Origin of the sequence: Enterobacter sp. 241F3 (assembly GCF_034106785.1) — a bacterium.
In the GTDB taxonomy this organism is placed as follows: Bacteria; Pseudomonadota; Gammaproteobacteria; order Enterobacterales; family Enterobacteriaceae; genus Enterobacter; species Enterobacter vonholyi.
Genome location: NZ_JAWNDD010000012.1, coordinates 39,035 through 61,721, shown reverse-complemented (window position 1 = coordinate 61,721; position 22,687 = coordinate 39,035). Strand labels below are relative to the sequence as shown.

Sequence of the window (22,687 nt, the reverse complement as noted above, 5' to 3'; positions counted from 1 at the left end):
TATTTGGCATAAAATGCAATTTTCTTTTTAAAAATGGGGATATTTCCTCGCTACAGCCGCGTGTCACAAAACAGTAAACAAATTAACCATTGAGCCCCGTGGCAAAAGGCTCTATATTGGCGGCGTTTTTTTCAGGCCCCCATCTGTTTTTTAACTTTTTATTCAATCGTGGCTCATAACGAAGCGGCGGTTGTAGGAGTGATATGATGACGGATAAAGTCCGTATTGACACCGTAGATGCCCACAAAAGCAACGAAACCTATCTGGCCCGTCAGGCCGAGTTTGAATCTAACGTCAGGAGTTATCCGCGCAAACTGCCTTTAGCCATCACTAAAGCAGAAGGCGTGTGGATCACCGATGCAGATAATAAAGAATACCTTGACTGTTTAGCAGGCGCGGGGACCCTTGCGCTTGGCCATAACCATCCTGATGTGCTGAAAAGCATCCAAAATGTCATTACCAGCGGCTTGCCGTTACATACCCTGGATCTGACTACGCCTCTGAAAGACGCGTTTTCTGAATACCTGCTCTCTCTGCTGCCTGGTCAGGGCAAAGAGTACTGCCTGCAGTTCACCGGTCCATCCGGTGCTGACGCCGTTGAAGCGGCGCTGAAGCTGGCGAAAAAAGTGACCGGTCGTAGCGGTATCATCAGCTTCTCTGGTGGTTACCACGGCATGACTCACGGCGCACTGTCCGTGACCGGCAACCTGTCTCCGAAAGAAGCGGTTGACGGTATGATGCCAGAAGTCCAGTTCATGCCTTACCCGCACGAATACCGTTGCCCGCTGGGTATCGGTGGTGAAGCGGGCGTGAAAGCGCTGACTTACTACTTCGATAACCTGATCAACGACGTTGAAAGCGGCGTGCGTAAGCCTGCAGCTGTGATCCTGGAAGCGGTTCAGGGCGAAGGCGGCGTGAACCCGGCTCCGGCTGAGTGGCTGCAGCGCATCCGTAAAGTGACTCAGGAACACGGCATTCTGCTGATCCTCGACGAAGTTCAGGCTGGCTTTGCCCGTACCGGTAAATTCTTCGCCTTCGAACACGCGGGCATCGAGCCAGACATCATCGTGATGTCTAAAGCCGTCGGTGGCGGTCTGCCGCTGGCCGTGCTCGGCATCAAAAAGCAGTTCGACGCCTGGGCACCGGGTCACCACACCGGTACCTTCCGCGGCAACCAGCTGGCGATGGCCACCGGTCTGACGACGCTGAAAATCCTGAAAGACCAGAACATCGCAGGCAAAGTGGCTGCGCAAGGCGAATGGCTGAAAAGCCAGCTGAAAGAGATGGCGAAACGTTACCCGGTTATCGGCCACGTTCGCGGTCTGGGCATGATGATCGGTATCGAGATCGTTAAGCCACACGAAGCCGCAGACCACATGGGCTGCTTCCCGGGCGACGGCGAGCTGTCTGCACTGATTCAGAAGAAGTGCTTCGAAGCCGGTCTGATTCTGGAGCGCGGTGGTCGTAACGGTATCGTTCTGCGTCTGCTGCCGTCTCTGCTGATCAGCGATGAAGAGCTGAAGATCTTCCTGGATAAATTTGAGCAGGCACTGCTTGCTGCGGGCGTTCGCCCGGCGTAACCGGAGTTGTTGATTACGATGTCTGATTCAAACCCAATTTTGTTCTCCTCTGCGCAGAGCATTGAAGCTTACCAGCAGGCGATTGAACAAAGCACTCAGGCTGTGATGCAGTGGCTGAAACAGCCTGAGATGTACCAGGGCAAAACGGTCGCGGAACTGCGCGACCGTATTAAGCTGGATTTCAACCCGAAAGGGCTGGGCAACGAAGCGGCGATTGAACGCGCCGTGGAGTTCTTCCTGAAAGACAGCCTGTCCGTTCATCACCCGCAGTGTGTGGCGCACCTGCACTGCCCAAGCCTGGTCGTAAGCCAGGCGGCGGAAGTGCTGATCAACGCCACTAACCAGAGTATGGACTCCTGGGATCAAAGCCCGTCCGCAACCATCATTGAGATCAAACTGATCGAGTGGCTGCGTACCCGCGTGGGTTATCAGGCTGGCGACGCGGGTGTCTTCACCAGCGGCGGTACCCAGAGCAACCTGATGGGCCTGATGCTGGCGCGCGATGCGTTCTTTGCGCGTCAGGGTCATTCCGTTCAGCAGGACGGCCTCGTAGGCGATCTGCGTAAGATCCGCGTACTGTGCTCCGAGAACGCGCACTTCTCCGTGCAGAAAAACATGGCGCTGATGGGCCTGGGCTACCAGTCCGTGGTGCAGGTGAAAACGGACGAATTCTCCCGCATGGATCTGACCGATCTGGCGGCGAAAATTGAACAGTGCAATGCGAACGGCGAGCAGATTCTGGCGATCGTCGCGACGGCAGGTACCACCGATGCCGGTGCTATCGACCCGCTGCGCGCGATTGCAGAACTGGCCGCGAAGCAGAACATCTGGGTACACGTTGATGCAGCCTGGGGCGGCGCGCTGCTGATGTCTGAGCAGTATCGTCACTACCTTGACGGCATTGAGCTGGTGGATTCAGTGACCCTGGACTTCCACAAACAGTTCTTCCAGACCATCAGCTGCGGCGCGTTCCTGCTGAAAGAAGCGCGTCACTATGAGCTGATGCGCTATCAGGCGGCTTACCTGAACTCTGAGTTCGATGAAGAAGCGGGCGTGCCTAACCTGGTGTCCAAATCTCTGCAGACCACCCGTCGTTTTGACGCGCTGAAGCTGTGGATGAGCCTGGAAGCGCTGGGTCAGGAGCAATACGCGGCGATCATCGATCACGGCGTGACCCTGGCGCAGCAGGTTGCGGCCTACGTGAAAGCGCAGCCTGCGCTGGAACTGGTTATGCAGCCGCAGCTGGCAAGCGTTCTGTTCCGCTTCCGCGGTCAGGTGCAGACGGATGACGCGGGCATCGCCCTGCTGAACCAGAAAATTGGTGACGCGCTGCTGGAATCCGGCCGTGCAAACGTCGGTGTGACCGAGCATAACGGCGTGACCTGCCTGAAGCTTACGCTGCTGAACCCAACCGTGACGCTGGAAGATATCAAAATCCTGCTGTCTCTGGTTGAGCGCACCGCGCAGGAAGTTCTGGCTAAGTAATACAACACCCCTCTTCCGCCGGGAGAGGGGTTATTTTTACAGCCCTGCCCACCACATCCTTAATTTTAATCCCCAGTAGCTCGTCCAGCCCGTTGTGGTACTCACCACGTTCCCCTTCGACACAACCACCAGCGTTGGCGTGACGCTCACCTGCCATTGCTGCGACAAAGCACCGTTTGCATCGTTAATCACCGGCATTTTCAGCTGTTTCTTTTCAACCCAGCGCGCAAGCTTTGCATTGTCACCAGAGCGCATGGCGATACTCACCACGTTCCCTCCCTCTTCTGCCAGTTGATTAACCGAGGGCGTCGTATAACGGCATATGCTGCACCAGGTCGCCCAGACGTAAATCAGCAGCGGGCGCTCCTGGCTGAGCGCCGCGATATCATGAATGTTGCCGTCGATGCTCTGCATCGGTGTTGCGCTAAAACTGGCGGGGAGCATCGGTTTTCGATATTGATCCACACCCCACACTACGGCCAGCGTCAGCAGAACGAGTATTATCCCTTCCCGCGCCCAGCGGCGCAGTCGATTGATTTTGCGGTTATCCATTGTGACCTCGTGTTTTAACGGAGGTCATCTTAGCGGGCATTACACCACTATGCTGTAAAGAAGTGTCGCGTCTGTTTGCTGGTGAAGATCATTTCATCGATGAGGCTTACCAAACGGAAAACGGTTATCAGGTAGGTTCATTTTTGTTACATTTTTTTTCGAACAAGCCATAGTCTGATATTTAAAATAGGCAGGTTGCCGTATTGTTGACAGGCAAAATCAAACTTAAAAACCGTTCAACTGGAGAAAAAATGGCTAAGTGTAAATGGCTGCTTCTGGGTGTCGTGATGTCTCTGGCAAGCGCGGCGAATGCAGCACCACAAGCGGCATCCGGCATCAAGGCCTATGAAGAACAAGAGTTCATCGCTGACTTCACGAAATTCAAAATTGGCGACACGGCGCCGGCGCAGTATCAAACGCCGGAGTACACCATCAAACAGTACCAGCTGCGTAACCTGCCGGCTCCGGATGCCGGAACCCACTGGACCTACATGGGCGAGAACTATGTGCTGATCGGCGATGCGGATGGCAAAATCTACAAAGCCTACAATGGAGATATTTTCTATCACCGCTAATACCATCCTGATTCGCCCCTGGCAGGAAAGCGATCGCCCTTTCCTGCGCACGCTTTTCCTCCACGCCCGGCGTGAAGCCTGGCCATGGCTGGACGGTTCAGACTGGCAGCTTGAAGACTTTGACGCGGTAACGCGTGACGAAGTGATTTGGGTTGCCACGCAGAACGGCCATCGCCTGGGTTTTGCTTCTGTCTGGACGAACGATAATTTCCTGCACAATCTGTTTGTAGATCCGCAGTATCAGAGCATGGGCGTCGGGCATGAGTTGCTTGAACACGTGCAGAAAACGTTTACCAGTACGGGTTCGCTTAAGTGCCTGGTGAAGAATGCGCGGGCTATTGCGTTTTACCAGCGGCACGGCTGGCACATTGAGGCGACGGGTGATTCTCCGGACGGAGAGTACTATCTGATGCATTATCGGCTAGAGTAAGTCAGGTGGCGCTTCGCTTACCTGACCTACAAAACCGTATTTCGTAGGCCGGGTAAGGCGAAGCCGCCACCCGGCACTAAGCGAAGAGGTATTACACAGCGCGGAACGCGATTTCGCCCGGGATCACTTCGCCCTGCCAGTAAAGCTGCGCCGCAACGCGTCCCGCCAGCTGGCGATACATATCTGCAAATTCGCTGTCCGGACGGCTGACGACCGTCGGTTTTCCTCTGTCCAAATCTTCACGCAGGGTAATGTGCAGCGGCATCTGCCCAAGCAGTTGGGTGTGATACTTCGCGGCCAGTTTTTCTGCGCCACCGGTACCGAAGATAGGTTCGTGGTGACCGCAGTTGCTGCAGATGTGCATGCTCATGTTCTCAACGATACCGAGCACCGGCACTTCCACCTTCTCGAACATTACGATGCCTTTTTTGGCGTCGATCAGCGCGATATCCTGCGGCGTCGTCACCACAACGGCCCCCGTGACCGGAATGTTTTGCGCCAGCGTCAGCTGAATGTCACCGGTGCCCGGCGGCATATCCAGTACCAGATAATCCAGATCCGGCCACATCGTCTCCTGCAGCATCTGCAGCAGCGCTTTGCTGGCCATCGGGCCGCGCCAGACCATGGCGTTATCGTCAGTCACCAGATAACCGATGGAGTTGGTCGCCAGACCGTGAGCCATGATTGGCGCCATGTGGGTGCCGTCCGGCGAGGTTGGACGCTGGTTTTCCGCACCCAGCATGTTCGGAATAGACGGACCGTAGATATCCGCATCCAGAATGCCGACCTTTGCCCCTTCCGCCGCCAGCGCGAGCGCCAGGTTAACGGCGGTAGAGGATTTCCCTACCCCACCCTTACCCGAGCTGACGGCAATGATATTTTTCACGCCGTTCACGCCAGGCTGGTTTTTCACGCGCTTCAGCGTGGCGATGCTGTGGCTCAGCTTCCAGTCAATCGCCTTCGCGCCGGTAATGCGCAGCAGCTCAGAGCTGGTCTGCTCTTTCAGTGCGTCAAAGGCGCTGGTCCAGACGAACGGCATCTGCAGCTCAATGTGCAGGGTATCGTCCAGCCAGGCAACGTGGTGTAACGCTTTCAGCGTAGTGAGATTGTGCTTCAGGGTTGGATGCTGAAAGTTAGCCAGCGTCCCGGCGACCATTGCTCGTAAGGCTTCCGGTGATTTGGCCTGGGATTGAGAACTCATCCCGACTCCTTTGTTCTTGTGAATAAGACCTTAGATGAACAAGTTTACCTGAAAGGCCGTGGTTTGTGCTTACTTAATAATGCCCCTTTTGGTAATATCGAAAACCCTTTTCACAGTTAAAAGAAGTAATGCCTACTATGACTCAAGTCGCGAAGAAAATTCTGGTAACGTGCGCACTGCCGTACGCCAACGGCTCAATCCACCTCGGCCACATGCTGGAGCATATCCAGGCTGATGTCTGGGTCCGTTACCAGCGAATGCGCGGCCACGAGGTTAATTTCATCTGTGCGGACGATGCCCACGGCACGCCGATCATGCTTAAAGCGCAGCAGCTGGGGATCTCCCCGGAGCAGATGATTGCCGAAATGAGTCAGGAGCATCAGACTGATTTTGCTGGCTTTGACATCAGCTATGACAACTATCACTCCACGCACAGCGACGAAAACCGCGAGCTGTCGGAGCTGATCTACACCCGTCTGAAAGAGAATGGTTTTATCAAAAACCGCACCATCTCTCAGCTGTACGATCCGGAAAAAGGCATGTTCCTGCCGGACCGTTTCGTCAAAGGCACCTGTCCGAAATGTAAATCCCCGGACCAGTACGGCGATAACTGCGAAGTGTGCGGCGCAACCTACAGCCCGACCGAGCTTATCGAGCCGAAATCCGTGGTTTCTGGCGCCACGCCTGTCATGCGTGACTCCGAGCATTTCTTCTTCGACCTGCCGTCCTTCAGCGAAATGCTGCAGGCGTGGACCCGCAGCGGCGCGCTGCAGGAGCAGGTGGCGAACAAAATGCAGGAGTGGTTCGAATCCGGCCTGCAGCAGTGGGATATCTCCCGCGATGCGCCGTACTTCGGCTTTGAAATCCCGAACGCGCCGGGCAAATACTTCTACGTCTGGCTGGACGCGCCAATCGGCTACATGGGCTCCTTCAAGAACCTGTGTGACAAGCGTGGCGACACCGTGAGCTTCGACGAATACTGGAAGAAAGATTCCACGGCAGAGCTGTACCACTTCATCGGTAAAGACATCGTTTACTTCCACAGCCTGTTCTGGCCGGCGATGCTTGAAGGCAGCAACTTCCGCAAGCCAACCAACCTGTTCGTACACGGCTACGTGACGGTGAACGGCGCGAAGATGTCCAAGTCCCGCGGTACGTTCATCAAAGCCAGCACCTGGCTGAACCACTTCGATGCGGACAGCCTGCGCTACTACTACACCGCGAAGCTCTCTTCCCGCATCGACGATATCGACCTGAACCTGGAAGATTTCGTGCAGCGCGTGAACGCGGACATCGTCAACAAGGTGGTGAACCTGGCCTCCCGTAACGCGGGCTTTATCGCCAAACGCTTTGACGGCGTGATGGCGGCTGAACTGGCTGACCCTGCCCTGTACAAAACCTTTACCGACGCGGCAGCTACCATTGGCGACGCGTGGGAAACTCGTGAGTTCGGTAAAGCCGTGCGCGAAATCATGGCGTTGGCCGACCTGGCAAACCGCTATGTGGACGAGCAGGCACCGTGGGTTGTCGCTAAACAGGAAGGTCGCGATGCCGATCTGCAGGCGATCTGCTCTATGGGCATCAACCTGTTCCGCGTGCTGATGACGTACCTGAAGCCGGTTCTGCCACAGCTGGCGGCCCGTGCCGAAGCGTTCCTGAACACCGAACTGACCTGGGATGCCATCCAGCAGCCGCTGCTCGGCCACAAGGTCAACACCTTTAAAGCGCTGTACAACCGCATCGAGATGAAGCAGGTTGAAGCCCTGGTGGAAGCGTCTAAAGAAGAGGTTAAAGCGGCTGCGGCACCGGTTACCGGCCCGCTGGCAGACGATCCGATTCAGGAAACCATTACCTTCGACGATTTCGCTAAAGTCGACCTGCGCGTGGCGCTGATTGAGAACGCGGAGTTCGTGGAAGGCTCTGACAAGCTGCTGCGCCTGACGCTGGATCTGGGCGGCGAGAAGCGTAACGTCTTCTCCGGCATCCGTTCTGCGTATCCGGACCCGCAAGTGCTGATTGGCCGTCAAACCGTGATGGTGGCGAACCTGGCGCCGCGCAAAATGCGCTTCGGCATCTCTGAAGGGATGGTGATGGCCGCAGGCCCTGGCGGGAAAGATATCTTCCTGTTAAGCCCTGACGAAGGCGCGAAGCCGGGTCAGCAGGTGAAATAACAAAAAAGCCGGAGATTATCTCCGGCTTTTTTTATGGTTTAGGGTGATGCACCCGATGGGTCAGCCCGCGCAGGAAATTACGCAGGAACTGGTCGCCGCACTCGCGGTAGTTTTTATGATCCGGCGCGCGCATCATGGCGGTGACTTCCGGCACGGATACGCGGAATTTTTGCTCGGTCATGATCGCCACGATATCGTCCGTTTTCAGCGAGAACGCGATACGCAGCTTTTTCAGCACCGTGTTATTGTTCACGCGACGCTCCAGCGCCAGCTCTGGCGCGGCAGGATCTTTGCCACGCTTATCGTAAATCAGGCCGTTCAGGAAACCCGACAGAATGATATCAGGGCAGCGGACAAAGCCCTCTTCGTCTTCTTTGGTCATCCACGTGTCAAAACCCGCAGACGTGGATTCCATATCGGACAGCGCAAGAATGCGCACCATGTCGTTATTGTTCGCTTTCAGGGTGTAGCGCAGGCTACGGAGAATATCGTTACTTAGCATAGAGCCTTCGAATGTCGATGATGCAATGGCGCGCAGTGTACCAGCTTTACAGCCCAATCGCCTCTTTCAAACTCTTCAGGTAGCGGCGGCTGACGGGTACCGTTTGCCCGGCACGCAGCACCAGCTCGGCCTGGCCGTTATCTTCCAGACGGATCTCCTTCAGGTGCGCCATGTTCACCAGATACTGGCGGTGGCAGCGGATCAGCGGCGTGCGGCTCTCGAGCGTGCGCAGGGTCAGCTCGGTAAATCCTTCGTTCCCTTCCGCGCTGGTGACAAACACCCCGCTCAGGCGGCTGCTGACGAACGCCACATCATCCATCTGCAGAAGATAGATCCGGCTGTGCCCGGTGCAGGGGATAAACTTCAGCGGCTGCTGGTTCTCCGGCAGCAGCGTGACGTCCTGTACGGTTCTTTCCTGGCGTAAACGGGTGAGCGTTTTTTCAAGGCGCTTCTCTTCGATCGGCTTGAGCAGATAGTCAAACGCGTGCTCCTCAAAGGCCTTAACGGCATATTCGTCGAACGCCGTCAGAAACACGATGTAGGGACGATGTTCCGGGTCGAGCATGCCGACCATCTCCAGACCGCTGATGCGGGGCATCTGAATATCAAGGAACAGCACGTCCGGGCGCAGCTTGTGCACCGCGCCGATGGCCTCAATGGCGTTGGCGCACTCACCCACAATTTCAATATCCGGCTGCTCCTGCAGCAGAACGCGCAGGTTTTCCCGTGCCAGCGGCTCATCATCCACAATCAGCACTCTTAACATGCGTTTTCCTCCAGCGGCAGTCGTACGGTAATACGGGTAAATCGGTCGGGCTCGCAGGCGACGGTTATGCCACAGTCATCGCCAAAATGGGCACGCAGGCGTTTATCCACCAGGCTCATCCCTAAACCGCCGGAGGCGGAAGGCTGGTAAAGCCCGGCATTATCTTCAATATCCAGCACCAGATGGTGGTTAAAACGGCTGGCGGCAATGGTTATCTCCCCTGTACCCAGAAGCTGTGACGTGCCGTGCTTAATGGCGTTTTCGACAATAGGCTGCAGGGTAAAAGCCGGGAGGTGCTGATACGCCAGCTCGTCCGGCACGGAGAGCGTCACCTGCAGGCGCGACTGGAAACGCGCCTGCTCAATCTGCAGATAGGCGTTCACGTGCTCAATCTCGTCGGCGAGGGTCACGATCTCAGACGGCCGCTTCAGGTTCTTGCGGAAAAAGGTCGACAGAAACTGCACCAGCTGCGCGGCCTGATCGCTGTCGCGGCGGATCACCGCTTTAAGCGTATTGAGGGCGTTGAACAGGAAATGCGGATTGACCTGGGCATGCAGCAGTTTGATCTCAGACTGCGTCAGCAGGGCTTTCTGCCGCTCATACTGTCCGGCGAGGATTTGTGCGGACAGCAGCTGGGCTATCCCCTCCCCCAGCGTGCGGTTGATCGAGCTGAAAAGACGGTTTTTCGCCTCATACAGCTTGATGGTCCCCATCACCCGCTGATTCTCGCCGCGCAGCGGAATCACCAGCGTGGAGCCCAGCTTGCACTGCGGATGCAGCGAACAGCGGTAAGGCACTTCGTTGCCGTCGGCATACACCACCTCGCCGGTTTCAATGGCGCGCAGCGTGTAGGCTGAAGAGATCGGTTTGCCCGGCAGATGGTGATCGTCCCCGGTGCCGGTAAAGGCCAGCAGCCGCTCGCGGTCGGTGATGGCCACCGCGCCGATATCCAGCTCCTTGTAGAGCACCTGCGCCACTTTCATGCTGTTCTCTTCGTTAAACCCCTGGCGCAAGATCCCTTCGGTCGAGGCGGCGACCTTCAGCGCCGTGGCGGAAAACGCCGAGGTGTACTTCTCAAACATAGCGCGCTTGTCGAGCAGAATGCGCATAAACAGCGCCGCCCCCACGGTGTTAGTCACCATCATCGGGGCGGCAATGCTGCTTACCAGGTGCAGCGCATCTTCAAACGGACGGGCAATGAGCAGAATGATCGCCATCTGCGCCATTTCGGCCACAAAGGTAATGGCTCCGGCGGTGAGCGGGCTGAAGACTTTATCCGGACGGCCGCGCTTAATCATATAGCTGTGCACCAGGCCGCCGAGCAGCCCTTCCACGATCGTGGAGATCATGCAGCTCAGGGCCGTCATCCCGCCCATGGAATAGCGATGCAGCCCCCCGGTTAAACCGACAAGGCCACCGACGACGGGACCGCCCAGCAGCCCCCCCATCACCGCGCCAATCGCGCGCGTGTTGGCAATAGAGTCTTCGATATGGAGACCAAAATAAGTCCCCATGATGCAGAAAATAGAGAAGGTGACGTAGCAGAGCAACTTATGCGGCAGACGAACGGTGACCTGCATCAGCGGGATAAACAGGCGCGTTTTGCTCATCAGCCAGGCAATGACAAGAAACACGCACATCTGCTGAAGCAACAGCAGCACCAGATTAAACTCGTACATACTCAAAACCGCACACGCTAAAAACGCGTAACATACACTGATGCGGGGTTACTTTCTTTGAAGCATTCCAAAAAAGCACAAAATCGTGTCCGTTATCACACCTTTTTCTGAATATCGTGCATGCTTCGCATTGTTTGTTCAAAAATCAATCAACCCTTCCTGGTTCGCAAAAGTGGGTCTACAGTTAAGCTGGGAACGCGTAAGCCAGGGGGCGAATATGGCGTTTTACACGATAGGTGAAGTGGCACTCCTTTGTGATATCAATCCCGTTACCCTACGGGCGTGGCAGCGACGGTATGGATTGCTCAAACCGCAAAGGACCGACGGCGGGCATCGCCTTTTCAATGAGGCCGATATTGACCGCATCCGCGAGATTAAGAGCTGGATCGACAACGGGGTGCAGGTCGGCAAAGTGAAGTCTCTGCTGAGCCACGACGACCCGGACACGCAGCACCTCTGGCGCGAACAGCAGGAAACCCTGCTGCGGCTCCTGCAGGCGGGCAATCTTCAGCGCCTGCGCGCATGGATAAAAGAGCAGGGCCGCGACTATCCGGCACAGACGCTGATCTCCCATCTTTTCATCCCGCTCCGTCGACGCCTGCAGTGCCAGCAGTCCACCCTGCAGGCGCTGCTCAGCATGCTCGACGGGGTGCTGATCAACTATATTGCCGTCTGCCTTGCCTCAGCGAAGAACAAAGCCGGAAAAGATGCGCTGGTAGTGGGCTGGAACGTGCACGATACCACCCGCCTGTGGCTGGAAGCGTGGATTGCTACCCAGAAGGGCTGGCGCGTGGATGTTCTGGCGCACTCGCTGGCTCAGCTTAAGCCTGAGTTTTTCGACGGCCAGACCCTGCTGGTCTGGTGTGGCGAAGTGCCGTCCGCCACGCAGCAGCAGCTTCTGATGGAATGGCGAGAAAATGGTTACCCGGTTTATTCCCTTGGGCCGGATGAGCCATAACGGCATTTAATGGTTCATTAACAGCTGCGCTTCACCGTATAATTGTTCCGTTAACAACAGGAGCACATGATGAAGGCAACCAAACTGGCCATTATTACCCTTTTTGTCCTGATGGCCGTGAGCGGTATCGGCGGCGTGATGCTGGCAGGGTACTCGTTTATTGTTCGCGGCGGTGTCGGCTGAGGTACAGCGTCAGCCGCTCAAAAAGGCGATCGACGACGATGGCCGCCAGCGCGACCAGCACCGCCCCCTGCACAATATAAGCCGTATTAAACCCGCTTAAGCCGATAATGATCGGCGTCCCCAGCGTATTGGCACCGACCGTCGACGCAATGGTCGCCGTCCCGATGTTAATGATGACCGACGTGCGGATCCCGGCAATAATAACCGGCGCCGCAAGCGGCAGTTCAACCTTGCGCAGCCGCTGGCCGCGACTCATCCCCATCCCTTCTGCCACGCTCAGCACTGACGCCGGTACCGCCGCGAGGCCCGCCAGCGTGCCCTGCAGCACCGGCAATACGCCGTATAAAATCAGCGCAATGATGGCGGGCTGCTGACCAAAGCCCATCACCGGAACCGCTATCGCCAGCACCGCCACCGGGGGAAACGTCTGACCAATGGCCGCAATCGTCTCCACCAGCGGGCGAAACTCCCGGCCCGCAGGCCGCGTGACCGCGATGCCCGCCCCCACGCCCAGCACGATCGCGACAGCGCTTGAGAGCGCCACCAGCCAGAGATGCGCCAGGGCGAGATTAATAAAGCTCTCCTGCTGATACACCGGCCGCGGCAGCCCGGGAAAGAGGCTGTTAAACAGCGCCGCGCTGTGGGGCATCAGAAACAGCAAGGCGACAAAGAGCGCTACCAGCCAGAGGAGCGGATCACGCAGAGCCTTCACGCGTCACCTCCCCGGCCAGCAGATCGCGAAAATGTAAGGTTCCGCACGGCGTCCCGCCGGAGTCCGAGACGGGCAATACCTCGCACTGTCGCGCGACAAACGCGGAGAGGGCATCCCGCAGGCTCATCTGCGCCTGCAGCGGTTCGCCGCTCACCGGCACCTCTTCCCGGCGCATATAGTCGCTGACCGTCCGCAGGGAGAGAAGCCTGACGCCCAGCTCGCTGCGGCCAAAAAACTCGCGCACAAAGTCGTTCTTCGGCCAGGTTAACAGCTCAAGCGGCGAGCCCTGCTGCACCACTTCGCCATGATCCATCAGCACCAGATGGTCGGCCAGGCGCAGGGCTTCATCAATATCGTGCGTCACGAGAACGATCGTGCGTCCGAGAATGCGGTGGATGCGGGTCATCTCCGCCTGCAGCGCCCCGCGCGTGACCGGGTCCAGCGCGCCGAAGGGTTCATCCATCAGCAGTACCTGCGGGTTGGCCGCCAGCGCGCGCGCCACGCCCACGCGCTGCTGCTGCCCGCCGGAAAGCTGGTGCGGATAGCGATCGCGCAGCGCGGGCTCTAACCCCAGCAGGGACATCAGTTCATCCACCCGGTCAGCGATTTTTGCCCGCGACCATTTTTCCAGCTGCAGCACGGTGGCGATGTTCTGCGCCACCGTCCAGTGCGGAAACAGGCCGATAGACTGAATGGCATAGCCCATCCGACGGCGCAGCTCCAGCACCGGCAGGCTGCGGATCTCTTCTCCGGCAAAGCGAATCAGCCCGCTGTCATGCTCAACCAGACGGTTGATCATCTTCAGCGTGGTGGATTTTCCCGAGCCCGAGGTGCCAATCAGCACGGAGAACGCCCCCTCGGCAAAGTTCAGGTTCAGATGGCTCGCCGCCGGGCGACCGGCAAAGGTTTTACTGACATCATGAAATTCAATCATTGGCTCTTCTCCCGAGCAGCGCGAGCCATAAGGCAAACAATGCGTCGACGACCACCGCCAGCGCAATCGTGGGCACCACGCCCAATAGCACCAGATCCAGAGCGCTGCTCAGCAGCCCCTGGAACACCAGCGCGCCAAAGCCACCCGCGCCAATCAGCGCCGCAATCACCGCCATGCCGACGGTTTGAACCGCCACCACACGCAGGCTGCGCAGCAGCAGGGGCAGCGCCAGCGGGAGCTGAATCTTCCAGAAACACTGCCGGGCGCTCATTCCCATCGCATGGGCGCTTTCCAGCACGTCAGGTGCGACCTGACCTAAGCCCGCGACCACGCCGCGCACCAGCGGCAGCAGCGCATACAGCACCAGCGCGATTAGGGCGGGCGTTAACCCCGTTCCGGCAATACCGAGCGTTCCCAGCACAGGAAATGACTTCACCAACCCGGCCAGCGGCGCAATCAGCAGGCCAAACAGCGCAACGGAAGGAATGGTCTGGATAACATTGAGCACTGTAAAAACCCCGCCCTGGCGTGAAGGATGGCGATAGCACCACATGCCAAGGGGGATCCCAACCAGAAGCGCCGGAACGAGCGTACCGAGGAGGATCGTCAGGTGCTGCGCGAGGGCATCATCAAACACCTCCTGACGGTTGGCGTACTCTTTTAGCAGCGAGAGGTTGTTCAGCTCACCGCTGAACAGCAGGAGTAAAGGAATACACCATATCTGCGCATGGAGCACCCAGCGCCAGACCGCGCTGGCGATGAGTCGACGAATGGCATCGCTGCAGGCCAGCAGACACAGCGCCAGCCACAGCCACAGGCCGCTGCCGATAGTGGTTCTCGCCAGCGGACTTTCCGCCGATGCCATATGCGTCGCCGCCAGTCCGGCGCTCCAGAACAGGAGGATAAACAGCCCTTCAGAGAGGAGCAGCGTCAGCCACTGCGCCGGGCGTCCCTGCCAGAGCGACAGGATCACCCACGCGCTCAACGACGCCACAAGCCACGCCGGCGTAAACGACCAGACCTGCCAGAGCGCTTTGCCCTCCCCCGACATCAGGCGGTTTGGGGCAACGTTGACAAACGGTAACGCGACCGCCGCGATGGCCACGCAGGCCAGCAGCAGCAGGACGCGGTTATGACATTTTATTGGCACAGCCCTTTCCCGTTACTTCACAAGCCCTTGTTGTTTCAGGAAGTCGGCGGCCACTTTTTTGGCATCCAGCCCCTCGACGGCAATGCTGGCATTCAGCTGCTGCAGCGTTTTTTCATCAAGCTTTTCGAAAACCGGTTTGAGCCATTCGGCAATCTCCGGATAGGCTTTCAGTACCGCCTCACGCACGACCGGGGTCGGAGCGTAAATCGGCTGTACGCCTTTAGGATCGGTCAGGGTTTGCAGGCCGAGCGCCGCCACCGGGCCGTCGGTGCCGTAGGCCATTGCCGCGTTAACGCCGGAGGTTTGCTGCGCCGCCGCTTTGATGGTTACCGCCGTGTCCCCGCCCGCCAGCGAGAGCAGCTGAGCCTGGTCGAGCTTGAAGTCGTAGGCTTTTTCGAACGCAGGAAGCGCGTCGGGACGCTCGATAAACTCCGCGGACGCAGCCAGCTTAAAGTCGCCCTTCTCTTTCAGGTAGCGGCTGAGATCCGCCAGAGAAGTCAGCTTCCCTTTCTCCGCCACGTCCTTGCGCACGGCGATAGTCCAGGTGTTGTTGGCCGGTGCCGGGGTCAGCCAGACCAGCTTGTTCTGTTCCGCGTCGAGTTTTTTGACTTTCTCATACCCGGCCTTGGCGTTTTTCCAGGCAGGATCGTTTTCATCTTTGAAGAAGAATGCGCCGTTGCCGGTGTATTCCGGGTAGATATCCAGCTCGCCGGAGGTAATCGCGCCGCGCACGACGGGCGTGGTGCCGAGCTGGACTTTATTGACCGTTTTCACGCCGTGACTTTCCAGCACCTGCAAAATAATATTGCCGAGCAGCGCGCCTTCGGTATCGATCTTTGAGCCCACTTTTACCGGCTCCGCCGCCTGTAACGGCAGGCTCAGCGCCGCCAGTAACACCGCAGATCCCAACATCCCCTTTGCAATCGTCATTCCGCTATCCTCATTTTTTTGCTGCCTTTTTCAGAGGCTTGAGAGAAAAGCGTAGCTTAAAACGGCGGAATTAACCGTCAAAATGCCTTTTTAGCATAAGGTAAGACGCCTCCCCCGCAGGACGGGGGGAGGCAAAGGAGGGAAAGGTTACAGCAGCTCGAACTCGCCTTTATTCACGCGGGCGGAGTCCACGCCGATAAAGACGTTAAATTTGCCTGGTTCCGCATCATATTTCATCTGCTGGTTCCAGAACTTCAGCGCATCCACGTCGATCGGGAAGCTGATGGTTTTGGTTTCCCCTGGCTTGAGGTTGACCTTCTCGAAGCCGCGCAGCTGCTTCACCGGACGGCTCATCGACGCGGTAACATCCTGAACGTACATCTGAATCACCGTAGCCCCTTCGCGCTTGCCGGTGTTGGTTACCTCGACGCTGGCGGTAACGTTGCCGTCACGCTTCAGGGTCGGCGCCGACATTTTCACGTCAGAGACCTTAAAGGTGGTGTAGCTCAGGCCGTAACCAAACGGATACAGCGGGCCGTTAGCTTCGTCGAAGTAACGAGACGTGTACTTGTTCGGCTTGTCGGCATTGTACGGACGACCGGTGTTCAGGTGGCTGTAGTAAACCGGGATCTGCCCGACGGAGCGCGGGAAGGACATCGGCAGCTTGCCCGACGGGTTGTAATCACCAAACAGCACGTCGGCGATGGCGTTACCGCCTTCGGTACCGGCGAACCACGTTTCCAGAATGGCGTCAGCCTGCTGGTCTTCTTTCACCAGCGCCAGCGGGCGACCGTTCATCAGCACCAGCACCAGCGGCTTGCCGGTCGCTTTCAGAGCAGCGATCAGATCGCGCTGGCTCTGTGGAATCGTGATATCGGTACGGCTGGAGGCTTCGTGCGCCATACCCTGCGCTTCCCCCACGACCGCGACCACGACGTCAGACTGCTTCGCGGCGTTCACCGCCTCGTCAATCATCTCCTTCGGCGTGCGCGGATCGACCTTCACCGCTTCCTCGTACTGGTTGAGGAAGGTCACGATGTCTTTATCGTTGGTGACGTTCGCCCCTTTGGCATAGACCACTTTGGCATTTTCACCGACGGCACTCTTGATACCGGTCAGCACGGTCACGGACTGGTCAGCCACGCCCGCGGCAGACCAGCTGCCCATCACGTCGCGCTTGCTGTCGGCCAGCGGGCCCACCACGGCAATGGTGCCGGATTTTTTCAGCGGCAGCGTGTCGAGGCGGTTTTTCAGCAGCACCAGGCTTTCGCGCGCCACGTCACGCGCTTCTTTGCGGTGCAGGCGGCTTTCGGCATTGGTATCTGCCGGATCAGAGTCTTTCGGGCCCAGATGGCTGTACGGATCGTTAAACAGCCCCATGTCGTATTTCACGTTCAGCACGTGGCGCGTGGCATCGTCCAGCTCCGCCATCGTCACCTTCCCGCTCTTCACCAGCCCCGGCAGGTATTTGCTGTAGTACTCGTCGCTCATGCTCATGTTGATGCCGGACTTGAGCGCGACGCGCACCGCGTCTTCCGGATCGGAGGCGGTGCCGTGTTTGATCAGCTCTTTAATCGCGCCGTGGTCGGATACGGTGATGCCCTTAAAGCCCCACTGGTCGCGCAGCACGTCTTTCAGCAGCCAGGAATCGGACGTCGCAGGCGTGCCGTTCAGCGAGTTCAACGCTACCATCACCGCGCCGCTGCCCGCATCAAGCCCTGCCTTGTACGGCGGCATGTAGTCGTTGAACAGGCGCTGCGGGCTCATGTCGACGGTGTTGTACTCTTTCCCACCTTCAACCGCGCCATAGGCCGCAAAGTGTTTGACACTGGTCATCACCGAGTAGCGGTCCGCCGGGCTTTTACCCTGCATCGCTTCCACCATGGTTTTACCCATCGTGGAGGTTAAGTACGTATCTTCACCAAAGCCTTCCGAGCCGCGGCCCCAGCGCGGATCGCGCGAGACGTCCACCATGGGCGCCCAGGTCATGTTCAGGCCGTCGTCCGCCGCTTCATAAGCAGACACGCGCCCGACGGTTTTCACCGCATCGAGGTTAAAGGAAGACGCTAAGCCGAGGCTAATCGGGAAGACGGTACGCTGGCCGTGCACCACGTCATAGGCGAAGAACAGCGGAATCTTCAGGCGGCTGAGATCCATCACCTGATCCTGCATCTTGCGGATATCCTGGCGGGTGACGGTATTAAAGATGGCCCCTACCTGCCCGTCTTTGATCATCTCGCGGATGGCCTCTTTCGGGTTATCCGGGCCGACGCTGATCAGACGCAGCTGGCCGATTTTCTCATCGACCGTCATTTTCTTGAGCAATTCCGTGACAAACGCATCCCGCGCTTCAGGCGTGAGCGGGTGATTGCCAAACAAATCCTCTGCCAGCGCAGGTTGCAGCGCCAGGCTGACGGCGACACCTACAGAACATAGCCATTTCATGTCGTTTTACTCTCTCATCAATAACCGCCGGACGATCTCGGCCATACCGTGCGAAAAGCGCAGTGTGCCACAAACCCTCTGAACGTTGCAGGGTTATTCTCTGATTTTTCTCGTGAATACTCGACCGCTTAACAGTTAATCGCGCTATGCTTTACAGCGAGAAATTTGCCCCACCACAAGGAGTGGAAGATGTCTTCTGTTCGAACTGACGATAACAAAGCATTTATTAACGAACTGTCGCGCCTGGTTGGCTCCTCTCACCTGCTTACCGACCCGGCTAAAACCGCCCGCTACCGCAAGGGCTTCCGCTCCGGTCAGGGCGAGGCGCTGGCGGTGGTTTTCCCCGGCACGCTGCTGGAACTGTGGCGCGTGCTGAGCGCCTGCGTCGCGGCCGACAAGATTATTTTAATGCAGGCGGCCAACACCGGCCTGACCGAAGGCTCCACGCCGAACGGCAACGATTACGATCGTGACATCGTGATTATCAGTACCCTGCGTCTCGACAAGCTGCACCTGCTGGACAAGGGCGAGCAGGTGCTCGCGTTTCCCGGCACCACGCTTTACTCCCTCGAAAAAGCGCTTAAGCCGCTGGGCCGCGAACCGCACTCGGTGATTGGCTCCTCCTGCATTGGCGCCTCGGTGGTCGGCGGGATCTGCAATAACTCCGGCGGCTCGCTGGTGCAGCGCGGCCCGGCGTATACCGAGATGTCGCTGTTTGCCCGTATTGACGAAAACGGCAAGCTGACGCTGGTGAACCATCTGGGAATCGATCTCGGCGTGACGCCAGAACAGATCCTCAGCAAGCTTGACGACGATCGCGTGAAGGACGAAGACGTGCAGCACGACGGCCGTCATGCGCACGATCACGACTACGTGACCCGCGTCCGGGATATCGACGCCGATACGCCGGCGCGCTACAACGCCGACCCGGACCGCCTGTTTGAATCCTCCGGCTGCGCCGGGAAGCTTGCCGTTTTTGCTGTGCGTCTGGATACCTTCCCGGCAGAGAAAAAGCAGCAGGTATTTTACATCGGTACCAATCAGCCTGAGGTTCTGACGGAAATCCGCCGTCATATTCTGGGCGAATTCAGCAATCTTCCGGTGGCGGGCGAGTACATGCACCGGGACATTTACGACATCGCCGAACGTTACGGCAAAGATACCTTCCTGATGATCGACAAGCTCGGCACCGACAAAATGCCGTTCTTCTTCACCATGAAGGGCCGCACCGATGCGATGCTGGAGAAAGTGTCGCTGTTTAAACCCCACTTCACCGACCGCTTTATGCAGAAGCTGGGCAACGTTTTCCCGGCGCATTTACCGGAGAGAATGAAAACCTGGCGCGACAAGTACGAACATCACCTGCTGCTGAAAATGGCCGGGGACGGGATTGCCGAAGCGCAGTCCTGGCTGACCGAATACTTCAAAACCGCCGAAGGGGATTTCTTTGCCTGTACGCCTGAAGAGGGCAGCAAAGCCTTCCTGCACCGTTTTGCCGCCGCAGGCGCAGCCATCCGTTACCAGGCGGTGCATTCCGAAGAAGTGGAAGATATTCTGGCGCTGGATATCGCCCTGCGACGTAACGACACCGACTGGTTCGAGCATCTCCCGCCGGAAATCGACAGCAAGCTGGTGCACAAGCTCTATTACGGCCACTTTATGTGTTATGTCTTCCATCAGGATTATATTGTCAAAAAAGGGGTCGACGCACACGAACTGAAGGAGCAGATGCTCGCCCTTCTGCGTGAACGCGGCGCACAATATCCTGCGGAACATAACGTCGGACATCTTTATGAAGCCCCTGACGCACTTAAGCAGTTTTATCGCGAGAATGACCCTACAAACAGCATGAATCCCGGCATTGGTAAAACAACGCGGAAGAAATACTGGAAAGAGAGCGCAGACGCGGAGCAGCGCATAACGCAAACGTCTGATTAATTCCTACAGCCAAATTTGAGAGATTGTTAAGCGCTCCTTAATCGTAATAGAGTAACTGCTTATCGCCGGAGAAACGTTTCTCCGGCTTTCTATAACGAGGAGCAGGCACATCATGTCGGCTGTTGATGTTTTATCCGAGACCGAACTGGAAGTGCGCGACGCCCTTCCCGATGATGTGCATGCTATTGCCGCCATCTATGCCTGGCATGTGCTTCACGGGCGCGCGTCGTTTGAAGAAGTCCCCCCCACCATCGACGAAATGCGACATCGTATGAAAAGCGTGGCTGAGCACGGTTTACCGTGGCTTATCGCGCTGTATCGCGGCATCGTGGTGGGCTACTGCTACGCCACGCCTTACCGTCCGCGACACGCCTACCGCTATACCCTGGAAGAGTCGATTTACGTTGATGCCAGCATCACCGGGCGCGGTTTTGGCTCGGCACTGATGGATGCGTTGATTGAACGCTGCGAGCAAGGGCCGTGGCGGCAGATGATTGCCGTGGTGGGAGATGGCAATAATAATGCCGGCTCGTTGCGGCTGCATAAAAAGCACGGCTTCGAGATTGTCGGTCAGCTGCGCAGCGTGGGGTATAAGAAAGGCGACTGGCGGGATACGGTGATTATGCAGCGCCCGCTCAACGATGGTGACTGGACGCTGCCGGAATAAACGCAAAACGGTAACCTGGGTTACCGTTTTTAGTGTTTTCTCCCTCTCCGACAGGGAGAGGGTCGGGGTGAGGGCATCTGCGGGCAGAGGGAAATTAATCGTTCTGCGCCGTCGCCATCTGCTCGGCTTTCTGCTTTTTATACGTCAATGCCGCGGCCGGTACAGGCTGCACTTTTCCGGTTTCAATCCAGGTGCGCAGGCGGCTCGCGTCCGCGAAGTGGGTATATTTGCCGAAGGCATCCATCACCACCAGCGCCACTGGCTTACCGTTAAACACGGTGCGCATCACCAGACAGTGTCCTGCCGCGTTGGTAAAGCCGGTTTTCGTTAGCTGAATATTCCAGTTATCGCGATAAACCAGATGGTTAGTGTTGCGGAACGGCAGCGTATAGGCCGGGTTCGCAAAGGTCGCCATCTCTTCACGGGTGGTACTGAGCTGACCAATCAGCGGATACTGTTTGCTGGCAATCAGCAGTTTCGTCAGATCGCGCGCCGTGGAGACGTTGTTGATCGACAGCCCCGTCGGTTCAACGTAGTGCGTATTATTCATCCCCAGCGCTTTGGCTTTTGCGTTCATCGCGCGGATAAAGGCGTCGTAGCCGCCCGGATAGTGGTGCGCCAGGCTCGCCGCCGCGCGGTTTTCAGACGACATCAGCGCCAGCAGCAGCATATTTTTACGGCTGATTTCACTGTTCAGCCGCACGCGGGAGTAGATCCCTTTCATCTCCGGCGTGTGGCTGATATCTACTTTTAGCTTTTCGTCCAGCGGCAGATGTGCATCAAGCACCACCATCGCGGTCATTAATTTGGTAATCGAGGCGATCGGGCGCACCAGGTCCGGATGGCTGGCGTAAATCACCTTATTGGTGTTGAGATCGACAATCATCGCGCTGCCGGACGCAATTTGCGGTTGAGCAGCGGCGGCGCTCACCGCGGGCGTTTTGGCGACGGCCGGCACGGCAGCGGACGCGCCCAGCAGCAGCGCCAGGCTAAGTAAAGAGACTCGGAATTTCTGCATGGTGAGACTTCTGATAATTATTCACGCACGTCATGACGTACACCGCCTGTATCAACGGATAAACACAGGCTGGCTTCGGCATCATAGCGGTCACAGAGCGTTGTCGCTAGCGGATAATCGTGAACAGATGCTGCATTGCTGGCATTTACGCCAGCAATGCAGTGAACTCAGAAGAGACGGTATCCATAACCCCAAAGAATAACCGTCAGCGCCAGTAGCGCCTCCAGCACCAGCACCCCAATGGCGAGTGTTGAACTGGAAAAACTCAGGCCTTCTTCTTTATTGATATTCAGGAAGGTTGGAACCCCCAGATACAGCAGATACCCGGTGTAAAAGAGGGCAATGGTACCGATCAGCGCGCACAGCCAGACCAGTGGATAGAGCGCAACAATACCGCTTAAGAACAGCGGGGTCGCGACATATCCGGCAAAGACCATACAGTGCGCCAGCGATGGACGCTGCGGATAGTTACGCGCCATCCAGTGTATGACGCGCCCCATAACCGCCACACCCGCCAGCATCAGGCCATAAAAAACGATGGCCAGATAAAGCCCGGTAAACCAGGAAAGCTGAACCACGGTGCCGTCACCGAAGTTCCAGCCGATTTGTGTTGTTCCGATAAAGGCGCATATTACCGGCACCGCAGCCATCAGCAGCACATGGTGCGTGTAATGATGCGAGACCGTTTCGTTCTCACTTTTAATGACATGCATTTCACGATCGGGATGGGAGAAAAGTCCCCAGACATGGTTCATAGCGCCCCCTTGTTGTCGGCCCGTCAGCGATACCTTAAGTATAATGCAGGCTTTAG

The 22,687-nt window shown here is 57.4% G+C and carries 21 protein-coding genes; 9 read left to right on the top strand and 12 right to left on the bottom strand.

Translation table 11 applies throughout. The features are described 5' to 3' along the window. The first annotated feature begins 203 nt into the window (after positions 1 to 203). Positions 204 to 1,580 (top strand): diaminobutyrate--2-oxoglutarate transaminase, encoded by a 1,377-nt coding sequence (locus UR504_RS20550; RefSeq protein WP_047624397.1) that lies wholly within the window; start codon positions 204 to 206, stop codon positions 1,578 to 1,580. 18 nt (positions 1,581 to 1,598) lie between these two features. Beyond that, positions 1,599 to 3,065 (top strand): pyridoxal phosphate-dependent decarboxylase family protein, encoded by a 1,467-nt coding sequence (locus UR504_RS20545; RefSeq protein ID WP_069598543.1) that lies wholly within the window; start codon positions 1,599 to 1,601, stop codon positions 3,063 to 3,065. A gap of 36 nt (positions 3,066 to 3,101) precedes the next feature. Here UR504_RS20545 and UR504_RS20540 read toward each other — a convergent pair whose 3' ends face one another. Continuing rightward, positions 3,102 to 3,617, bottom strand: coding sequence for a protein disulfide oxidoreductase (locus UR504_RS20540; RefSeq protein WP_302235110.1), 516 nt, complete (start codon positions 3,615 to 3,617; stop codon positions 3,102 to 3,104). Between the two features lie 251 nt (positions 3,618 to 3,868). On the opposite strand from UR504_RS20540, the gene UR504_RS20535 reads away from it, so the two are divergent. Both UR504_RS20535 and UR504_RS20530 read left to right on the top strand, forming a co-directional pair. Next, entirely contained in the window at positions 3,869 to 4,192 is a 324-nt protein-coding gene (locus tag UR504_RS20535) for an RcnB family protein (protein WP_048992494.1), read from the top strand. Next, positions 4,143 to 4,622, top strand: coding sequence for a GNAT family N-acetyltransferase (locus UR504_RS20530; protein ID WP_149366493.1), 480 nt, complete (start codon positions 4,143 to 4,145; stop codon positions 4,620 to 4,622). The genes UR504_RS20535 and UR504_RS20530 overlap by 50 nt, the downstream gene beginning before the upstream one ends. A gap of 91 nt (positions 4,623 to 4,713) precedes the next feature. Here the strand turns inward: UR504_RS20530 and apbC are convergent, their stop codons facing one another. Beyond that, a complete protein-coding gene (gene apbC / locus UR504_RS20525) occupies positions 4,714 to 5,823 on the bottom strand; it encodes an iron-sulfur cluster carrier protein ApbC (RefSeq protein WP_302235109.1) in 1,110 nt (369 codons plus the stop codon). A 137-nt stretch (positions 5,824 to 5,960) separates the two neighbouring features. On the opposite strand from apbC, the gene metG reads away from it, so the two are divergent. Further along, the gene (gene metG, locus UR504_RS20520; RefSeq protein WP_047652495.1) at positions 5,961 to 7,994 is read left to right on the top strand and encodes a methionine--tRNA ligase; all 2,034 of its coding nucleotides are present in this window, start codon (positions 5,961 to 5,963) and stop codon (positions 7,992 to 7,994) included. Between the two features lie 31 nt (positions 7,995 to 8,025). Here metG and UR504_RS20515 read toward each other — a convergent pair whose 3' ends face one another. From UR504_RS20515 to UR504_RS20505, 3 genes are read right to left on the bottom strand one after another with little or no spacing between them, the layout of a single operon-like run. Continuing rightward, positions 8,026 to 8,496 (bottom strand): DUF1456 family protein, encoded by a 471-nt coding sequence (locus UR504_RS20515; RefSeq protein WP_271368655.1) that lies wholly within the window; start codon positions 8,494 to 8,496, stop codon positions 8,026 to 8,028. Positions 8,497 to 8,542: 46 nt separating this feature from the next. Beyond that, the gene (gene btsR, locus UR504_RS20510) at positions 8,543 to 9,262 is read right to left on the bottom strand and encodes a two-component system response regulator BtsR (RefSeq protein ID WP_024908144.1); all 720 of its coding nucleotides are present in this window, start codon (positions 9,260 to 9,262) and stop codon (positions 8,543 to 8,545) included. Beyond that, entirely contained in the window at positions 9,256 to 10,941 is a 1,686-nt protein-coding gene (locus UR504_RS20505; RefSeq protein WP_063143803.1) for a sensor histidine kinase, read from the bottom strand. Before UR504_RS20505 ends, btsR begins: the two co-directional genes overlap by 7 nt. Positions 10,942 to 11,158: 217 nt before the next feature. Between UR504_RS20505 and mlrA the strand changes: the two genes are divergently transcribed. Next, complete coding sequence (gene mlrA / locus UR504_RS20500) at positions 11,159 to 11,899, top strand: HTH-type transcriptional regulator MlrA (RefSeq protein WP_115875827.1); 741 nt, start codon at positions 11,159 to 11,161, stop codon at positions 11,897 to 11,899. Positions 11,900 to 11,968: 69 nt separating this feature from the next. Continuing rightward, positions 11,969 to 12,082, top strand: a complete 114-nt coding sequence (locus UR504_RS20495; protein WP_008500895.1) for a protein YohO — start codon at positions 11,969 to 11,971, stop codon at positions 12,080 to 12,082. Here the strand turns inward: UR504_RS20495 and UR504_RS20490 are convergent. The 5 genes from UR504_RS20490 to bglX form a co-directional block, all read right to left on the bottom strand. Beyond that, a complete protein-coding gene (locus UR504_RS20490; protein ID WP_127731662.1) occupies positions 12,057 to 12,794 on the bottom strand; it encodes an ABC transporter permease in 738 nt (245 codons plus the stop codon). The two genes, UR504_RS20495 and UR504_RS20490, sit on opposite strands and share 26 nt — an antisense overlap. Further along, the gene (locus tag UR504_RS20485) at positions 12,778 to 13,728 is read right to left on the bottom strand and encodes an ABC transporter ATP-binding protein (protein ID WP_302235104.1); all 951 of its coding nucleotides are present in this window, start codon (positions 13,726 to 13,728) and stop codon (positions 12,778 to 12,780) included. Before UR504_RS20485 ends, UR504_RS20490 begins: the two co-directional genes overlap by 17 nt. Continuing rightward, entirely contained in the window at positions 13,721 to 14,878 is a 1,158-nt protein-coding gene (locus UR504_RS20480; protein ID WP_302235103.1) for an ABC transporter permease, read from the bottom strand. Before UR504_RS20480 ends, UR504_RS20485 begins: the two co-directional genes overlap by 8 nt. Positions 14,879 to 14,890: 12 nt before the next feature. After that, positions 14,891 to 15,808 carry an ABC transporter substrate-binding protein gene (locus UR504_RS20475; protein ID WP_115875831.1) on the bottom strand — a complete coding sequence of 306 codons (918 nt, stop codon included), beginning with the start codon at positions 15,806 to 15,808 and terminating at the stop codon, positions 14,891 to 14,893. A 147-nt stretch (positions 15,809 to 15,955) separates the two neighbouring features. Further along, positions 15,956 to 18,253, bottom strand: coding sequence for a beta-glucosidase BglX (gene bglX, locus UR504_RS20470; protein ID WP_021241491.1), 2,298 nt, complete (start codon positions 18,251 to 18,253; stop codon positions 15,956 to 15,958). A 189-nt stretch (positions 18,254 to 18,442) separates the two neighbouring features. Between bglX and dld the strand changes: the two genes are divergently transcribed. Both dld and UR504_RS20460 read left to right on the top strand, forming a co-directional pair. Next, a complete protein-coding gene (gene dld / locus UR504_RS20465) occupies positions 18,443 to 20,191 on the top strand; it encodes a D-lactate dehydrogenase (protein ID WP_133294803.1) in 1,749 nt (582 codons plus the stop codon). Between the two features lie 112 nt (positions 20,192 to 20,303). Continuing rightward, positions 20,304 to 20,858, top strand: a complete 555-nt coding sequence (locus tag UR504_RS20460) for a GNAT family N-acetyltransferase (protein ID WP_115875833.1) — start codon at positions 20,304 to 20,306, stop codon at positions 20,856 to 20,858. Positions 20,859 to 20,952: 94 nt separating this feature from the next. Here the strand turns inward: UR504_RS20460 and pbpG are convergent, their stop codons facing one another. Then, complete coding sequence (pbpG, locus tag UR504_RS20455; protein ID WP_111965977.1) at positions 20,953 to 21,876, bottom strand: D-alanyl-D-alanine endopeptidase; 924 nt, start codon at positions 21,874 to 21,876, stop codon at positions 20,953 to 20,955. Between the two features lie 167 nt (positions 21,877 to 22,043). After that, the gene (locus UR504_RS20450; protein ID WP_023312454.1) at positions 22,044 to 22,631 is read right to left on the bottom strand and encodes a Yip1 family protein; all 588 of its coding nucleotides are present in this window, start codon (positions 22,629 to 22,631) and stop codon (positions 22,044 to 22,046) included. Between the last annotated feature and the right edge of the window lie 56 nt (positions 22,632 to 22,687).